Origin of the sequence: Paenibacillus sp. FSL R10-2748 (assembly GCF_038005565.1) — a bacterium.
In the GTDB taxonomy this organism is placed as follows: domain Bacteria; phylum Bacillota; class Bacilli; order Paenibacillales; family Paenibacillaceae; genus Paenibacillus; species Paenibacillus polymyxa_B.
Map to the genome: position 1 here is coordinate 121,027 of NZ_JBBOTK010000005.1, position 16,535 is coordinate 137,561.

Below are 16,535 nucleotides of genomic sequence, written 5' to 3' on the forward strand. Positions count from 1 at the left end.
AACAAGCAGCATACATATGAACTTTTTTTGTGAAATAAGGTTGCTCGTTCTATCGGACTGAGGTTTTAGATTTTTAAAGAAGTGACGATTTTAAATTAAAAGGAGGAACTTGGCGATGGCTATTGCAGAAGTGACAGTGATCCCGATTGGAACGGGGAGTACAAGCCTGAGCGACTACGTTGCCCAGATGCAAAAAGTGTTGAAGACGCAAAAAGGAATTACCTATGAGCTTACCTCCATGAGTACGATTATTGAAGGTTCGTTGGACGATGTGTTCACCGCCATTGCTGCGCTGCACGAAGCGCCATTCCTGTCTGGAGCTAAGCGTGTTTCCACCTCGGTCAAAATTGATGATCGCCGTGACAAGCCTTCCTCCAGCCACCAAAAGCTCCGTTCCGTCGCAGAGAAACTATCGGGCACCGCGACAGGAAATGTTACCGAACTAAATCCAAATCCTAGTTGAAAAAGTTGATGTAAGTGATTGATTTTTATGTAACTAAGAGTATAATAGTTTTTGTTGTCAGTTACACTGACCTGCTGGTGTAGCTCAGGGGTAGAGCAACGCACTCGTAATGCGTAGGCCGGGGGTTCAATTCCCTTCACCAGCATAGCTATAAACTCAAGCACAGCGCGGCTTCCAAGCTTTTGGAGGGCGCGCTTTTTTGTGGTTTTGGACAATCTTCTACGCTGAGGTCTTTTTAGTAGGATTATTATGCTATATATAATTAGTTCTTTGTTTTGTTTCATGCTAAAAATCGAATTCTTACATTAGTTGCATAGTATATTGACAGGTGGTTAATTTTGGTGAAAAATGAAGTATGTTTTTAAAAATTATGGAAAGTTTATGCGAAGGGTGGCTATGGCATGAAGCATACACCTACGATACGAGCAGAATTAGACAGATACTTAAAACAAGAGAGCATGAGTCTAACGCAATTCGGGCATATAGCAGGCATGAATAGGGGAATAGTAAGTGCTATTGTGACGGGGAATAAGTCTATGTCTGTTAACCAGCTTGACCTAATTACTGAAGCTATGGATTTACCGGAGGGCTACTTTTACGACTTATTTATAGAAAACTACATCATCGACACTCCCCCGAATATGAGACGAATCGAGCCGTTTTTGTTTCGCTGTGCGGAGTTGGACAAGCTGGATGCGATCCGTCGAGTGGTGGGAAGCATTATGGACAACGTACTCTATTCGCCTAAACTATTTGATATAGCAGAAGTACTATTAGCACAGGGACGACATGAGGCTGCATTGCTGCTCTATGAGGGCGTAGCTGAAGCGGAGAAGTACCAACATTCTGAACGTTTAGCCATCTGTCAATATCGTATATTCACGATTCAAGTTGGAGACGATCAAAGTCGCAATCTCAGTGCAGCTACGATATTTGAAGCTTTTGTTGAACGCCTAGATGAAATAGACCAGCTTGATGCATTGAAGGACTTGGCTAATGTGTACAGGTCTTTGCGTAAATGGAACAAGGTAGATGAAGCGGCGAAAAAAATGAAGCAGAAAGCGAAAGCTCAATATTCGTTAAAACATCAACAAGAGAGTCGAGAGCGTGATGAGTCTGCCAAGAAGCTAAGTCGCCCGTTGTTTGTATATATTTCATATGCCGATTTATTGTGTGCAAGTGTCTGTGAAGCCCAAGGCGACTATCAACAAGCTCTAGATTATACATACACCTACGCTAATCTAGATTGGGTCAAAGAGACTGACGACGACACTCAACACTGGGTTAGCTTGTTTAAAAGTTGGGCAGAAGGTAATACTTACGTATATAAACTGTTGTCAGGAGATATAAGTGTGCTTCAAGATTATGTTGAATATATTGCAGTGACATCAGCCACTAACGAGAATGAGAAAATCTCAAAACTGTTGAATGTTATAATTTCAGCAAACCAATATAACATAGATGTGGAAGGTATACTTCAACAATTTGAAGCCGAAATAAACGCTTTTGCACAACAGCAACCATCATCAGATGATATGTATACCCAACAGGTGATACCGGATTATATCGCGTGGTTTGGTTACGAGTTAGCTTATTATTATTTACATCGAGGCTCTTACATTGATGGTTTTAAACATTTGATGTATGCAATGGTAAGTTATCATACATTAAATAATGAGACTAATTTTATAAACTGTATGGGTTTGTTTTTACATTTTCGGGATTATGCAGTTTCAGAAACTAAAGCAGCATTTTTAAATTTCATTGAAAAGGTGTGGATGACCAATGTTAAAAAAAATGGTACTGCTGATCATCGCGGCTAGCTTTTTGTTTATTGTTACTGTGCCGGATCAAGCCCTTAACCACCACAATAGTATTCAGCCTTACGTTACCATTGGAGGTGCTTAAACGTAAGCAAAGCAAATCCCCGCTAACCTTAACTGGTCGGCGGGGATTTTTGTTGAAGGAATTACTACATCGTTCACCGAATGAATTATCAAGGTGATCAGCATGAATCATACATATAAAGTGTCAAAATCGGATATAGAACTGTTTGCAGCTACATTAAGCTAGGATCTGTATTTTAAGACGATATATACCATCTTTGAAATTGCACTGGATGTGGGTGTCCAGTCCATTTCTTATTTAGTAACAATAGGGGTTCCAGTCCCACTGCTCATTTTTTTAAATAGTAAGATGGCAAGAAGTAAAGCTATGCTTACAGCGGCAAAACCCAGCCAATTCAAATATAGGACAGATGTACGACTGATGACTAGCCCACCTAATCCAGATCCCAGTGCAAAACCAAATTGGATGAACGAAGTATTTACGCTAAGAGCAATGTCCGGATTTCGAGGCGCCAGAGTAACCAGATAAAGTTGCTGGGCCGGGGAAATACTCCAAGTTGCTAACATAAAAATCATTAAAACCAAGATTAATACCAAGAGATTGACTCCGGCTAGAGCGAATAAAAGAAGAGTCGCCCCTTGTAAGATGAGCCCGAGACAAATGGTAAATTTCGATCCCTTTGCATCTGCCAATTGTCCGCCCACTCTTGATCCGACAAAGCTGCAAATGCCCGCCAGGAACAGAACACCGCTAATTTCTGTCATGGAAAGAGAGGACGTGGCTTGCAAGAAAGGCGTAATATAAGTAAACAGTGTAGAATAGCCGCCGACATAAAATAACGTAATAACCAAGGCCATCAGAATGGTTGGATTTCTTAAAATAGAGAGCTGCATTCTGAGGGTAACCTTTTCTTCTTCTTTGATTGCCGGAACCTTTTTATAGATGATAAGTAATGGAAGAACACTTAATAATCCGATTAAAACAAATAGCACTCTCCATCCAAACATCTCACTAAAAAATGTGCCCATGGGAACACCGAGCACGAGCGAACTGCTAAGCCCCATCAAAATAATACCGATGGCATTGCCCCTTTTTTCTTTTTCAACGAGTCGTGTCGCTACTGCCATGGCTACAACGGTAGCGATTCCTCCGCTAGCCCCTTGGATAATTCGTATCCATAGTACTGTTTCATAAGCAAGATCTACAAACATAAGTCCGTTGCTGGCAATAAACACACCAAGGGTGGTCATTAGTAGTTTCTTGCGATCTGCATTGATCGTTAATGCAATCAAAATCGGAGCGACAATGGCCGCGGCGAGAGCAAACACAGTCACCAATAACCCAGCTTCTGAAGTAGATACTCCCAAGTCCACAGCGATCATCTTAATGACTCCCGTAATAATATATTCAATGGTTCCAATCAGAAAAACAGCCAGTGCCAGGACATAGATGATCCGTTTATTTTTCAATTTACCCCACTCCACCTTCTTCAGTTATCTATTTATAATGGGAATTTGTATTTCTATGAATTGTGCATCTCGTTCTGGAGTTAACGGTAAGTATAGTTCCCTACCTAATTCGTTTTCCTTGATCTGATAGTTATTTTTCTCAATCCATTTAGCTAAATGAACACAGGCCGCACCATCAAATTTTGAATTTGAATGAAAAGCCATTGTAGCCATCATCGGTTCAGGAGGAAGAGTCCGTAGCCGAAACGGTTCTGGAAATGACCGCAGCTCACAGGTTAAAAAATAACCGACTTCAAACTCAAACTCATCCTCTTTTCCGTCGATGTCTTTCCACAAAACAACCTGAGGGCCTTGGATCAGCTGGCGAATTTCCGTTGTTAATAACTGATCAAATTGACGAAACAAATCCGGAATGTCCTCTTCTTTCCCGCATGTTTTCTGATAAAAAAACGATTGAGCACCATCTGCCTTGACTCTGATTTCTTGACCCGTTTCGAATTGCCCCTCTTTTTCTATAAGCTGCATACGCTCCTCAATCCTGACGAGTTTGGCTTGTTCCGTATCGATGATATGCTGGATTTCGCTTCTTTTCAGCTTAAACATGCCTTGAATATTCTCCAATGAAATATCTTCCTGAAGCAGCTGTTTAATTTGGGGCAATGTAAAACCCAATTCCTTATAGATTAAGATTCGGTTGAGCTCAAGAAGCTGATCTGCGGAATAGTAACGGTAGCCCGTATCGTAATCCACTTTTCTCGGCTTAAGTATGCCAATCTGGTCGTAATAACGCAGTGTTTTTAAGGAGACCTTGCTTAGCCTGGAAAATGCACTGATTTTGAACAAAATATCATCTCCAATCTATAACATAATGTGAGTATACAGTTTCCCGTGCAGGGGAAAGTCAAGGATGTGAATGCTTTTCCTTTTTATAGCTAAGACCGACTGCCATCCTTGTCACCACTCTATGGATTTTGTTGGTTCAAGCCTTAGTAATTGAGTTAATCTATCTATTGAAAAATCCTTCTAAAAGATGCTTTTATTTATTCGAGAAATTTCTCTCATGCCGATTGTAGCACTAGCTATGGCCTAACTGTCCTTTAGCGAACAAAAGGATGCCACTTATCACGGCATCCTCTAGATATTCATTAATCTATCCTGAACTGTACCGGAACGCACTCGTAATGCGTAGGCCGGGGGTTCAATTCCCTTCACCAGCATTCAATGAAACTCAAGCACAGCATGGCTTCCAAGCTTTTTGGAGGACGTGCTTTTTTGTTGGAGGGAGCATTCTTCTCCCAATCAATTCATATTATAACTACAATTGCATGCGCCCTTAACTTTAGGATTGTTATCTCCTTATATCTTACAAAGGAGACATCTGCTCAAAATATCAAACGGTGAAGTTAAGTAAATACTCTAAATAAGATTAAATCCCCGCAAACCTTAACTGGTCGGCGGGGATTTTTGTTAAACAATCTAAGGAACGGTGTGTTGAAGAATCGTACAGGAAATTTAGGCTTTAACTGGTTCAGGTCTTTTTAATTGAAGAGGAGGAGGTATTAGCCAACCCTTTTCTTTGTTCATTTTTAGAATACGGACTCCCAAAGCAGTCTTAGTTAGATGATATTTCGCAAATAAAGCCCCGATGTCTTCTCTAATGGATTGACCCATAGCTTGGCTGCAAGATGTCAATCCCACAGAGGTATCTAATGCGATTTTAGCTGCAATTTCGGGATCAGTAAACCTTGCACCAACCGGGATATCCTCAAGTTTCACAGGGGGTCTTTCAGGCAAAATAGGAGCTGGGGCAATACCATTATCAGTAAGCATTGCGTCGCATTCTTGGATTTCCAGTTTAGCTTGATCAATAAGATCATCCAGTATTTTTTTGAGTTCCTTGTCTCCTGCGTGGTTTAAACATGCTTGGTAAAATGAAACGCTGCCTTTCGCTAACGCTGACAACTGCCACACACTATAAATTTCTCCGTAATGCATGGGCTCGTCTTTTGGATTCCCGCTTAGGATACCCATTATAAAAACCACTCCTTATTTATTTTAATGATGTACAAATTTATGATCCCCAGTAGTGAAGAATTAATGTGTGTATATGAAATAAGTTCTACTGGGCATGCTAAATACGTATGTTGAAAAAAATGAAGATAATGGTTGTTGTTGCATTAATGATTTCATGTTTTGAAGCGTATATAAAGTCGCTCTGCTGGCTAATCACCGGCAGGCTTTTTTTGTGTTTTGAATTAAAAACGGATATTTCAACCATAATAAGACAGCCTGTTTTATTCCAAAAGTACAGAGGAGCAGATGAATTGAAAAACAAATGGCTGTTGGCATTGCCGTTAACCTTGGCGCTCGTTTTTAGCATGACTCCGTTAGTAGTCGCGCAAGCGAAGGTAGGGGAGGAGAAGGATTCTACTTGCCTAAGTTCCAAAATGGTGCAACTGAAAGGCGATATGCAGAAGGTATGGATCGACCATACGATATGGACGAGGAACTATATTGTCAGCGCCATATCTAATCTTCAAGATCAGAAGGACGTATTGGACCGGCTTTTACGGAACCAGCAAGATATAGGCAATGTGATCAAGCCTTATTATGGGGAAGCCGCTGGTAATAAGCTGGCTGATCTTCTGAGGGAGCATATTCTAATCGCAGGAAAAATTGTAGCGGCTGCCAAAGCGGGTAATCAGGCGGATGTGAAAAAGCTAGAGGCGGATTGGCGTACAAACGCCGATGATATCGCCAAATTTTTAAGTGCAGCGAATCCGAACTGGCAGTTTAAAACACTACAAGATATGCTGTATACGCACCTTCAGTTGATTACGGAATTAGTCCTTGACTATATCAAAGGAGATTGGAAAGCGGGTATTGCATCAACCGATAAAAACGAGATCCATATCATTCATTTAGCGGACATCCTGACAGAAGGCATTGTCAAACAGTTCCCTGGAAAATTTTAAGTGAGCGCTATAGCTGCAAAGCAGATTAGCTTTCTATAATCCCCCCAAAGGGTGGTATAGAAAGCTTTTTTATCGGTTTAATGAATCGTTAATACAACTATGAATACAGTCGGTATGTCGAACCGAAATACGTTCTTCCACAAGCTCAGTTCTATTGAATCTATTACGAAGCACTCGTAATGTGTAGGCCGGGGGTTGAATTTCCTTCACCAGCATACTATGAAACTCAAGCACAGCGCGGCTTCCAAGCTTTTGGGGACCGCGCTTTTTTGTTCGAGTAAGGATTATTAAACGATAAATCAAACCAGAGTAAGAGTTTGAAGATTTCACTTTATTAGGACCTTTTTTACCAAGAAGCCGCCTCGAAACGTATTCCAATACATATACTTAGAACATGAATATATGAAGAACTAGTTTTCGAGAAAAATAGGGAAGTTGCTTTTATGTAAAATAATATTTTCTTAATTTAAAATGTAGAATGGAGGGAACTTCTTGTGCCACGAGCTTCAGTTATACTGCCAGTTTATAATACTGTGGCTTTTGTTTGGGAAGCAATCCACAGTATTTTAGTTCAAACCTATTCCGATTTTGAATTAATTATTATTGATGATGGCTCAACAGATGGATCTGCTTTTCTTATTTCACAGATAACAGATCCTAGAGTGGTTAAAATCTTTCATAGTACCAATCAAGGTTTGGTCGCTACTTTAAACGAGGGATTCAATAGGGCAACTGGTGAATATATCGTTCGTATGGATAGCGATGATATTTCTACGCCAGATCGATTGGATGTGCAAATATCATTTATGGATCAAAATCCCTTAATTGATGTATGCGGTGCTGCTTTTACTACTTCTAGTGGAGGAGTACTTAAGGTGAATCCGGCCAGTCATGAAGAAATTAAAACATGGTTGTTATTTCATTGCTGTATCTGCCATCCTGTCACAATAATACGCAATAGCATGATACATCGGCTAAACATTCAATATGATAGTAATTATCCTCATGCCGAAGACTACGAAATGTGGAACCGATTAGCTTCACAGGTACAAATAGCGAACCTCCCCATAAACTTATTGTATTATCGTCAACATAAAGGACAAGTGTCCAATCAACACAAAGCAATACAAGACGCCACTGCTCGGAGAATTCGACAAAGACAGTTTAGCCAGTTGGGTTTGGAATTATCAGATGAAGAGAATCAGATTATGCTGGATATTCTTGAGTTTAAAATTAATCCCTATGATTATAATTGCTACACTAAAGCTGTAGGATTTGCGAATTGGGTGTTGGATCAAAACTGTAAGTATCAGATTTACAATCAGGAACTATTAAGCATGGCTTTTTCACGGTGTATATCCCATCTCCCATATTAACAAAGATATCAGCAAGCGATTGGAAAGTATCCTAATATTCCGCGGGCATACGTAAATGGGGTGTTTTATGTTTACCTGAATGCCCGGTCATAAAACATATTTACACATATATTAAAATGACGACAAAATAAAGGAGGGCTAAAGCTATGAGCGGATGTGCAGGTGCAGCTGTTTGCGGTGTGTGGACTTCTACAGCGGCCATTTTGGTGCTCTATATCCTCTTGGTTATCATCCTTAAATCATGTTGGGTTTAATTTTGTGAAAAGAATTGTATGATAATGACCCATCAATCAAATTCAACGACTTCTTTCTTTCATAACCTACCCGAAATTAGATTAGATAAAAAGCTCTGCTAACCTTATGGGTCGGCAGAGCTTTTTTCTTTTGAACAATTTCCTAATCACTTTAAATATATCAAACATGCTGCGATTGTACACCTTATTGTAAGCAACCTTGCGTGGGTTTCTGATCCACTTAAGCCGCGAGGCATCTTGAGTCCTGCACAGTGGACAGTCTACCTCTCTTGTTGTTTATTTCGTTGAATACTCGCTTACTTCAAATGTAAGGATTTTATTGAATATTACGTAGTCCTTACGGTTACTGAATGGACCTTTGTTATTATTATGCTTATCAATGGCAAAGAAAGAAGCACCTCTACCGGCATCTTTAGCATCATACCAAGCGACAAAGGCATTCAGTTCTTTTTTACTCAGATCGAATTCCTTATCCAATCCATTGTCCATCGTTACAATCAAGATGGCACGGTCACCACTAGGTTGTTCTGGTTCGGTTGGATCAGACGGATCGGGCGTGGATTTCTTTACAATAGCATTTGCTTCATTGGATACAACTTGATCCATGGAGATATTCGCAGAAACTACGTAATAATAGGTAGTGTTTTCTTCAACTTTATTATCAGTATAAGAAGTACCAGAAATATCTGAGGCAATTTCTTCATACGGACCCCCAGGGGCTAGTGCTCTTTCAATTTTATAAGTAGTGACTCCTGTTATTTCATTCCACTGCAATTGAATATTTTCTTCATTCCCTGTTGCATTAAGAGTTAATGAATTTTCAGGTTGTTGGTAGGGGAGGAACCCTTCGGGAATACTGTGCGTGAATGGAGTCGCACCAAAATTTGTGTCAAACGAAAAGCTGCCAGCTGAACCACCTGTGATCGAAGGAGTCACAATCTCTCCTGGAAGATCGCTTGGTTTAAAGGTACTTGTATAAACGAATACACCATTCTTATACCAGCTTATCTTGTCATCATCCATATTCAAAGCCACACCAATAACGTCCTTTAATGTGTAGGTCTTTCCAGAAGAAACGATCCCCGGAAAAGTGTTTCCGTTTGCAGCATAATACATCCAGTTCTGAAGAGCTCCTGCACCTGGTCCATTGTATTGCTTACCTTCACCGACGATACCAATGCCAGTTGTGGTACTTGCTTGAGCTGTTACTGTGACTTCCCAATACCATTTTCCTTTGGTTTTTCCCACACTTGCTTTAGTTCCACTTGAATCTACGGTGGCCGAAACAGACTGGCTCTTTTCCCACACTACGTTTTTTGTAGCAGCGTATGTCGAGGAACTAAAACATATTAGAGTAATAAATCCCAGTAGCAATAATGACGAAATAACTCGTTTCAAAATAATCTCTCCTTATTTATGTATTATTTATGCGAGTTTAGCAGTTTCAATATGTATCGTCTAAACATTTTAATGCATATATTAAATAATAAGTAAAATAATAACTTTTTAACAATGAAACGTAACAGTTTAATTCTGTTTTTGCTTAAAAGAAAAAGCCCCGAAGGGCTTACATGATTAACATTTATTGATTTTCTTTCGCGAGAAAAGAAGCTGCTAACAGTGTAGTATTCGTATAGCCACCTGAAACATTTTCATATGAAAAATTAGCGATAGGAACTCCAATAACTGTAGCAACGTCTCCTTCAAAAATTTCTCCACTTGCTCCCGGATAAACTGCCATTACTGTATTATCATTTTCATCACTAATATAAACGATAGCCGTTGTCCCTATAGGAATGTTATCTTCTTCTATATCTATTACATCCCCGCTTATTTTTACAAATTTGCTTAAGTATAAGTTCAAATTTTTATTTAAGTGTTTTGTTGTTACGGATTTGTCTACTAGATTAATGACTTTGCTTTTATCTGTGGAAGGAAATAAGTCACTGTTTTTAGCAATGAAGTCATAAGAGGTTTGTTCCATAGAAGCTTGATCTTCTGTTAACACGGGTGTTCCATCTTTCAAGAATTCAGCAAATAAATATTGTTTATCTGTGACCTCATTTGTAGAAGCTTGCTGAGCAGTATTTTCATTGCTTACTGTTTGTTCAGTAGCAAAGGACGTGCTTGAAGACCCAGACCTTGTCGTTGTTTCTTTAAAATTGCTTCCACAAGCTGTTAGAGCTACAGAAAGTAGAGCAATGAATAGAACTTTTTTTAACATGACGAATTCTCCTGTGAGTATCCTCATCGGTTGAGGTAGTTGCTCATTTTATCTTGTTACCTTTATTATCGAATATTAATGTTGAATACATAATACTTTTAAGTTTTAACAACAAGGATAATAAACAGTGGCTTTTTCTATTCTAGAGGCTTTTCATTAATATGTGATATCGGACGCACTGAATTGATAAAAATTGTATAAATTACTCATTCTATCAAATTAGGCAATGTCGCAAAGGCGGGGGGTTATCCCTTCACCAATAACTTACAAACTCAGGCACAGCGTGGTTCCTAGGCTTTTGGAGACCGCTTTTTTTTGTATAAAAATGGAGGGTGTAAGGGTATTAAAAAAAATAAATATTCTATATTTTTTGTTTGTGCTAATATATCTCTATTCAAGTACAACTAGAAATGAGGATATTGTGTGCACAATGATAAGGAATTAAAACTTGAAGAAACAAATATTGCAAAAGGTATTGCTGTAATACTCCTTTTGATTCATCATCTTTTTGCTTTTCCTGACAGATTAAAGTACGACTATGTTTCATTATTTAGTTTATTTCATGAAAGAGGGGAATTTTATGTAGGGCATTTTGGACAAATAGCAATATCCATTTTTTTGTTTCTAAGTGGTTATGGTTTATATAAGAGCAATGTTCAAAATCCACATCATTTAATGCAAAAAAGCTTTACAAGATTAAGCAAAATAATGATAAATTACTGGGTTGTTTTTTTGCTTTTTATTCCAGCTGGTCTATACTTCTTTGGAAATTCTGATAGATTTCAAAATAATTCAATAATGGATTTTTTGCGGAATTTTATAGCCCTATCCAGTTCATATAATGGTGAGTGGTGGTTTTTATATGATTATATTCTGCTGCTATTAATTTTTCCGGTCACCTTCCAAGCCTTTCAACGTAATGCATGGGTAACTCTACTCATTTCCGGCCTTGTTTTTTATAATTCATATTCACAAGGAAATTATTACAGTATTATGTATTGGCAGTTGCCGTTTATGATAGGGTTGTTCTTTGCTAAATATAATTTGTATTCATGGATGAGTAAGATTTATAATTCCATCATATTTAATAACATACTTTTTGATATTATAATAATTATAGTGCTATTTCACTTTCGTACCACGAGTCAATTATTTGAGAAGACAACGATTGATATGATAATAGCTCCTGTACTTATCCTCGTTAGTATTCATTTAATGAATAAATTAAAACTAGCCAGACCTTTCGCTTACTTAGGTAAAAATTCAATGAATATTTGGTTAACTCACACCTTTTTTTGTTATTATTATTTTCAGAGTATTGTTTTCTTTCCCAAGGTATCTATCTTGATCTTGTTGTGGCTAACGTTGTTAACGGTACTTACTTCAATTGTAGTTAACAGCATCATTAGTCTTATTAATAACAAAGTGTACACTAAAAATATTGATCTAAGTACAAACAAGGTCGGGGGCCAAGTGTAGGGTTGCAAAGCTTTAGTCTAGGAAAAATGTATCATCCAGTATAGCAATGTAGGCGTGATTTCGAGATTAGGGTAACGGTAAAAAAGGACTTCATTGGCATATTAGCCGATATGAAGTCCTTCGTCATGTTTATTTAGTTGAATATTCGCTTACTTCAAATGTGAGAATTTTGTTGAAGATTACGTAGTCTTTGCGATTGCTGAATGGACCTTTGTTGTTATTGTGCTTGTCAATGGCAAAGAAAGAAGCACCTCTACCAGCATCTTTAGCGTCATACCAAGCGATGAAGGCATTCAGCTCTTTTTTACTCAGATCGAATTCTTTATCAAATCCATTGTCCATCGTTACAGTCAGAATAGCGCGGTCACCAGTTGGTTGGGAGGCCCCATCGGTATCTGACGGATCCGGTGTTGTAGAAGGATCAGGCTTAGTAGACGGATCTGGTGTAGTAGAAGGATCAGGCTTTGTAGACGGATCCGGTGTAGTAGAAGGATCAGGCTTTGTAGACGGATCCGGTGTAGTAGATGGATCAGGCGTTGTAGATGTACCCGAATCTTGATAAGGCAAAAATCCTTCAGGAATAGGATATTTAAACTCACTAGCTCCGAAATTAGCAGTGTATTTAGCAGGTGGATCTTGAGGATTTCTTATATAAGGATATACAGTCTTTCCTAGTGAAGAAGGAGTATATTTTGAGACCCCTTGTGAAATACCATTCTTATAAAAAGTTAGTGTGTCTTTTTCTAGATCTAAAGCAACAGATATAACATCATTTACTGTGTAAGTGGATCCGTAACTATAACTTCCAGCTTTAATAGAGTCATTTGAAGGCCCATAATTTAACCCGTTATATCCTTCATACCTAATTGGTGGTTTACCTGGACTGAATAATCCAACTTCACCATATCCACCATCAAGCTTTATTTCCCAATACCATTTCCCTGAGCTTTTACCTACATTAGCAATATCGGTTTGATTCCATTGAGGAATTGTTTTTGTTAGAGATCCATCTGACCAGGTCACATTTGTAGTCTCTGCTTTTGTAACGGTAGGGAACAATGAGAACACCGAAGCTCCAATGAGAAGTGCTAGCACTATTGTTCCTAGTTTTTTGAATATAATATTGTTCATGACTTCCTCCTAAATATATGTAATAACAAGTGAATTATAGAACTAGATTGGGAGAATTGTCCAAACATTAAATGATATATATTCAAATATGAGTATTATTATGGAATTTAATTTTCTTAAGGGAACGTAGGTCGTCGAAAGTATAAAGGCACTAGTCATTAGATTGGAGGTTTTGAAATGACTAATAACTCCGACGGTCAATAGCTAGTACAGAGAAATATTTCACGTACATAAATAAGGTAACAGAGTTACGAGTCTCAATAGCTCAACTTCGGAATTAGATTAGTATGAGGCGTAAGAATCAATATTCATAATGACAGGGCTTATTCCATATGACTAAGTAAGTGCTTTTTTGCTCACATAGAGGAGGGATATGATTGGATGCATTCGTTTCACGCTCATTAGATGAAATACGATTTTGGTCCAGGATCATGAAGGAGCATTCCTTTTTTTTGGGGTTAGGTTTTAGAGCGGAAGATACTCAACTTAAAACAGAAGCCAATCAGTTTTACACTATTTTTGAGGATATCGAGAAAAGGTCGCATGAATTTAATATCGAGACAGATCCTTATACAATCAAAGAGTTTAATACGGAGGTTCAGAATGCAGCAACAAATATTTGGGCATTTAAGAGAATGGTATTGGGCCTTATATTACAATGCAAGCTTCCTGGACAAACCAACTTTCCTTTACTGGTAGATCACATAAGCCGGGAAGCCAATTATTTCAGAAATCGTTTAGGGGAACTCAATTCAGGAAAGCTCGAACCATTACCCGATGCAATTATTGATGAAAATGTATTTTTCTTAAAAATTATGGCCGATCACGCAAAATTTATAGGCCATTTACTTGATCCATCCGAACGTAAACTGGTTGAACAAGCTAGGGAGTTTAGTAATGATTTTGATACGCTGATGTTTCAAGCGATTGATTTAAGTCATATGCGGCCACAGTCACAAACCGTTCCACTCCTGAGTCAATTTGTTGATGAAAACCGTGTCTCTGTGAAGTCCTTGCGTGATTTTAAGAAAACAGCGCGTGATTTAATCGACGAGTGCCGAATAAAAAGCATTATCCATCCTTTATTAGCCGATCATGTATTTCGCGAAGCGGAGAGGTTCCTTTTTATTCTCGATATGTTTGATCAATCCTTATCAGGTGTTAAGGTAAATAAGAAAGAAATTATGCACTGAGAGAGCCCTGCAAAAAGAATACAGCTTCTGTAAAATATCCAGTGGAAATAAAGCTTTAGACCGAACAAAAATCAAACAGCGGCAGACCAAGACTTGAAAAATAAAGTTCTTAGACAGCCGCTGTTGTCATCCAACTAACGTGTATGAGTACATAGAAAATCCAATATGTCAGCATTAAGCATCCTATGGAAATGTTCGCGATCAAAGCCGGGAGGGTCTTGCGATGGGAGAAAGGCCGGAGTCCTCATCGATTCCGGGAAAGGACTCAGAAAGGAGAAATGCCCGGCGTTTTTTACTGTTTTGTATTGTACCTTCTTAGGATCTGGCACGCCATCCAATATTAAACGAGCGTGTAAAGAAGGAGTGTACTGATCCTTCTCTGCATCCACCATTAAGATAGGTAGATTAACTGCACGCAAGCTACCTTCAGCTCGAAACCAGACCGACGCTGGCGCTAGTAAAACGAGACATTTTACTCGGTAATTTGGTGTAACCTCTATAAGCTGGGGCTTTCCGTCCGAGGTCTCGTGAGGCAAAGAAGTCGGCACGCCACCCGCCGCCGTTAATGCCGTGTAACCGCCCATGGAATGTCCGATGAGAGACACAGCATTCTGTATTAATTTGTCCTTGAACAGCATACTATCGAAAAACCAGTTGGTGACCATATTAAGGTGTCTAGGTCTATAGGTAAGATTCTGTGCTGTTCCTTCCAAACTATTGTCATTTCGATTGTTAAATGGATGCTCTGGAATGCCGACAATAAAACCATTGCGTGCTAAATGCTGCGCCAAAATCCGATACACAAGCGGCGTACTGCCAGTACCGTGAGAGATGATAACCAAAGGGAATCTTCCTTCTGATAGATCTGCCTCTCTCGCCAACTCTAACTGGTATGGACCCAATCGCTCTATTTGTTCGGGTTCGTCCGCTGGATACATTACCATCATGGGAAATGTAATGCCTAGGGAGGAATCCTTTATTTCTACTTCTCGCCATCCTGCATAACTATTCTTAAATTCTGCGTTTCTTATCATCCACCATACCTTTCCTTTCTCGAATTAGCACAAAATACGTATGTTTATTCTGTATTAAAGCTCGTCATTATTGCATTTTAAATCCAAATATCATTGACTGCCGTTAATTCTGACTCTGCTCCTCCAGTATTTACTACACCTCTCGGCTCTACTAGCATGATATGGCACTCCTGATGTGCGAATGGCTTGTGTTCGACCCCCTTAGGTACAATAAACATCTCTCCCTGAGAAACCTGTACCCGTCCATCTCTAAAATCAATGAACATCTCGCCTTCAAGTACAATAAAGACCTCGTCGGTATCTTGATGATCGTGCCATACAAAATCCCCAACTATTTTCACCAATTTAAATTGATAGTCATTCATTTCACCAATAACTTTCGGAGACCAATGATCACTAAACTTAGATAACTTTTCATTCAGTTTGATTGATTGATACTTCATAATACCCTCCTTTTAAACTAGATATCCTCAGACGGATTTATAATCGCCAGTACCTGGTGATCCTCCCACTTTCCGTTGATCTTTACGTTACTTCGAGAGATACCTTCTTTGTGAAAGCCAGCCTTCTCAAGCACACGGATGGATCCTGGATTCCGAGGAGAGGCTTCCCCGAAGATTCGGTGAAACTTTAGCTCATCGAAAGCATAGCGAACCACCTGCTTGACCGCCTCCGTCGTATAGCCCTTGCCGTTATATGCTTGGTCTAGGCTGTATCCGATCATACAGCTTTGAAGCGGCCCCCTCACCACAAAAGATAAATTTATGCTGCCTATAATCCGGTCGTTCTCCTTGTGACATACCACGAAGAAATATTTCCGGTCCTCCATCATGTCGGCCTTGCTCTTAATAATCGTCTGGAGCTGGTGCTCCTCCGTATAGTACTTCTCTTGGGTGTTTGGCGAAAACTCCTCAAAGAATTCCCGATTGCGCTTGTACATTGCTGTCAATTCTGCGGCGTCCGTCTCCTCAGAGAACCGGATGTATACTCGCTGCTCCGACATCTGCACCATCCTTCCAAACTGTAATATTGAAAGAATTATATCACAGGCTGAAGATTGGGAAATTGATTTGATGAATGGTGTATATC

General features: G+C 39.1%; 16 protein-coding genes and 2 tRNA genes. 9 read left to right on the forward strand and 9 right to left on the reverse strand.

Annotated elements, in window-relative coordinates:
• Window positions 1-115: 115 nt before the first annotated feature.
• The 3 genes from NSS66_RS16625 to NSS66_RS16635 all read left to right on the forward strand — a co-directional run bounded on the left by NSS66_RS16625 (window position 116) and on the right by NSS66_RS16635 (window position 2,286).
• On the forward strand, window positions 116-463 hold the full coding sequence (locus NSS66_RS16625; protein ID WP_013308518.1) for an MTH1187 family thiamine-binding protein: 348 nt from the start codon (window positions 116-118) through the stop codon (window positions 461-463).
• 73 nt (window positions 464-536) lie between these two features.
• A tRNA-Thr gene (locus tag NSS66_RS16630) sits at window positions 537-608 on the forward strand.
• Window positions 609-864: 256 nt separating this feature from the next.
• Window positions 865-2,286 (forward strand): transcriptional regulator, encoded by a 1,422-nt coding sequence (locus NSS66_RS16635; RefSeq protein WP_340959408.1) that lies wholly within the window; start codon window positions 865-867, stop codon window positions 2,284-2,286.
• 318 nt (window positions 2,287-2,604) lie between these two features.
• Here the strand turns inward: NSS66_RS16635 and NSS66_RS16640 are convergent, their stop codons facing one another.
• Both NSS66_RS16640 and NSS66_RS16645 read right to left on the reverse strand, forming a co-directional pair.
• Complete coding sequence (locus NSS66_RS16640; RefSeq protein ID WP_340959409.1) at window positions 2,605-3,780, reverse strand: MFS transporter; 1,176 nt, start codon at window positions 3,778-3,780, stop codon at window positions 2,605-2,607.
• A 24-nt stretch (window positions 3,781-3,804) separates the two neighbouring features.
• The gene (locus tag NSS66_RS16645) at window positions 3,805-4,623 is read right to left on the reverse strand and encodes a MerR family transcriptional regulator (RefSeq protein ID WP_023986754.1); all 819 of its coding nucleotides are present in this window, start codon (window positions 4,621-4,623) and stop codon (window positions 3,805-3,807) included.
• A 310-nt stretch (window positions 4,624-4,933) separates the two neighbouring features.
• Between NSS66_RS16645 and NSS66_RS16650 the strand changes: the two genes are divergently transcribed.
• Window positions 4,934-4,994 (forward strand) — tRNA-Thr (locus NSS66_RS16650).
• 298 nt (window positions 4,995-5,292) lie between these two features.
• On the opposite strand, the gene NSS66_RS16655 is transcribed toward NSS66_RS16650, so the two are convergent.
• Window positions 5,293-5,811, reverse strand: coding sequence for a DUF3231 family protein (locus NSS66_RS16655; protein ID WP_023986755.1), 519 nt, complete (start codon window positions 5,809-5,811; stop codon window positions 5,293-5,295).
• A gap of 293 nt (window positions 5,812-6,104) precedes the next feature.
• Here NSS66_RS16655 and NSS66_RS16660 point away from each other — a divergent pair, with 293 nt between their 5' ends.
• The 3 genes from NSS66_RS16660 (at window position 6,105) to NSS66_RS16670 (ending at window position 8,385) form a co-directional block, all read left to right on the forward strand.
• Window positions 6,105-6,755, forward strand: coding sequence for a hypothetical protein (locus tag NSS66_RS16660; protein WP_023986756.1), 651 nt, complete (start codon window positions 6,105-6,107; stop codon window positions 6,753-6,755).
• A 494-nt stretch (window positions 6,756-7,249) separates the two neighbouring features.
• Window positions 7,250-8,131, forward strand: a complete 882-nt coding sequence (locus NSS66_RS16665) for a glycosyltransferase family 2 protein (protein ID WP_028541178.1) — start codon at window positions 7,250-7,252, stop codon at window positions 8,129-8,131.
• Window positions 8,132-8,277: 146 nt separating this feature from the next.
• On the forward strand, window positions 8,278-8,385 hold the full coding sequence (locus NSS66_RS16670; protein ID WP_023986758.1) for a hypothetical protein: 108 nt from the start codon (window positions 8,278-8,280) through the stop codon (window positions 8,383-8,385).
• 276 nt (window positions 8,386-8,661) lie between these two features.
• On the opposite strand, the gene NSS66_RS16675 is transcribed toward NSS66_RS16670, so the two are convergent.
• Entirely contained in the window at window positions 8,662-9,783 is a 1,122-nt protein-coding gene (locus tag NSS66_RS16675; RefSeq protein ID WP_053324515.1) for an SPRY domain-containing protein, read from the reverse strand.
• 184 nt (window positions 9,784-9,967) lie between these two features.
• Window positions 9,968-10,609, reverse strand: a complete 642-nt coding sequence (locus NSS66_RS16680; RefSeq protein WP_076158838.1) for a hypothetical protein — start codon at window positions 10,607-10,609, stop codon at window positions 9,968-9,970.
• A gap of 423 nt (window positions 10,610-11,032) precedes the next feature.
• Between NSS66_RS16680 and NSS66_RS16685 the strand changes: the two genes are divergently transcribed.
• Window positions 11,033-12,088 carry an acyltransferase family protein gene (locus NSS66_RS16685; RefSeq protein ID WP_076295424.1) on the forward strand — a complete coding sequence of 352 codons (1,056 nt, stop codon included), beginning with the start codon at window positions 11,033-11,035 and terminating at the stop codon, window positions 12,086-12,088.
• A 129-nt stretch (window positions 12,089-12,217) separates the two neighbouring features.
• Here the strand turns inward: NSS66_RS16685 and NSS66_RS16690 are convergent, their stop codons facing one another.
• Complete coding sequence (locus tag NSS66_RS16690; RefSeq protein ID WP_279835071.1) at window positions 12,218-13,219, reverse strand: SPRY domain-containing protein; 1,002 nt, start codon at window positions 13,217-13,219, stop codon at window positions 12,218-12,220.
• Between the two features lie 377 nt (window positions 13,220-13,596).
• Between NSS66_RS16690 and NSS66_RS16695 the strand changes: the two genes are divergently transcribed.
• Window positions 13,597-14,412, forward strand: a complete 816-nt coding sequence (locus NSS66_RS16695) for a DUF2935 domain-containing protein (protein ID WP_028541173.1) — start codon at window positions 13,597-13,599, stop codon at window positions 14,410-14,412.
• Window positions 14,413-14,546: 134 nt separating this feature from the next.
• Here NSS66_RS16695 and NSS66_RS16700 read toward each other — a convergent pair whose 3' ends face one another.
• The 3 genes from NSS66_RS16700 to NSS66_RS16710 form a co-directional block, all read right to left on the reverse strand.
• Window positions 14,547-15,446, reverse strand: coding sequence for an alpha/beta hydrolase family protein (locus NSS66_RS16700; protein ID WP_340959412.1), 900 nt, complete (start codon window positions 15,444-15,446; stop codon window positions 14,547-14,549).
• Window positions 15,447-15,523: 77 nt separating this feature from the next.
• Window positions 15,524-15,889: a cupin domain-containing protein gene (locus tag NSS66_RS16705; protein ID WP_025721907.1), complete on the reverse strand. Its 366-nt coding sequence runs from the start codon at window positions 15,887-15,889 to the stop codon at window positions 15,524-15,526.
• A gap of 17 nt (window positions 15,890-15,906) precedes the next feature.
• On the reverse strand, window positions 15,907-16,449 hold the full coding sequence (locus tag NSS66_RS16710; RefSeq protein WP_340859039.1) for a GNAT family N-acetyltransferase: 543 nt from the start codon (window positions 16,447-16,449) through the stop codon (window positions 15,907-15,909).
• Window positions 16,450-16,535 lie beyond the last annotated feature (86 nt).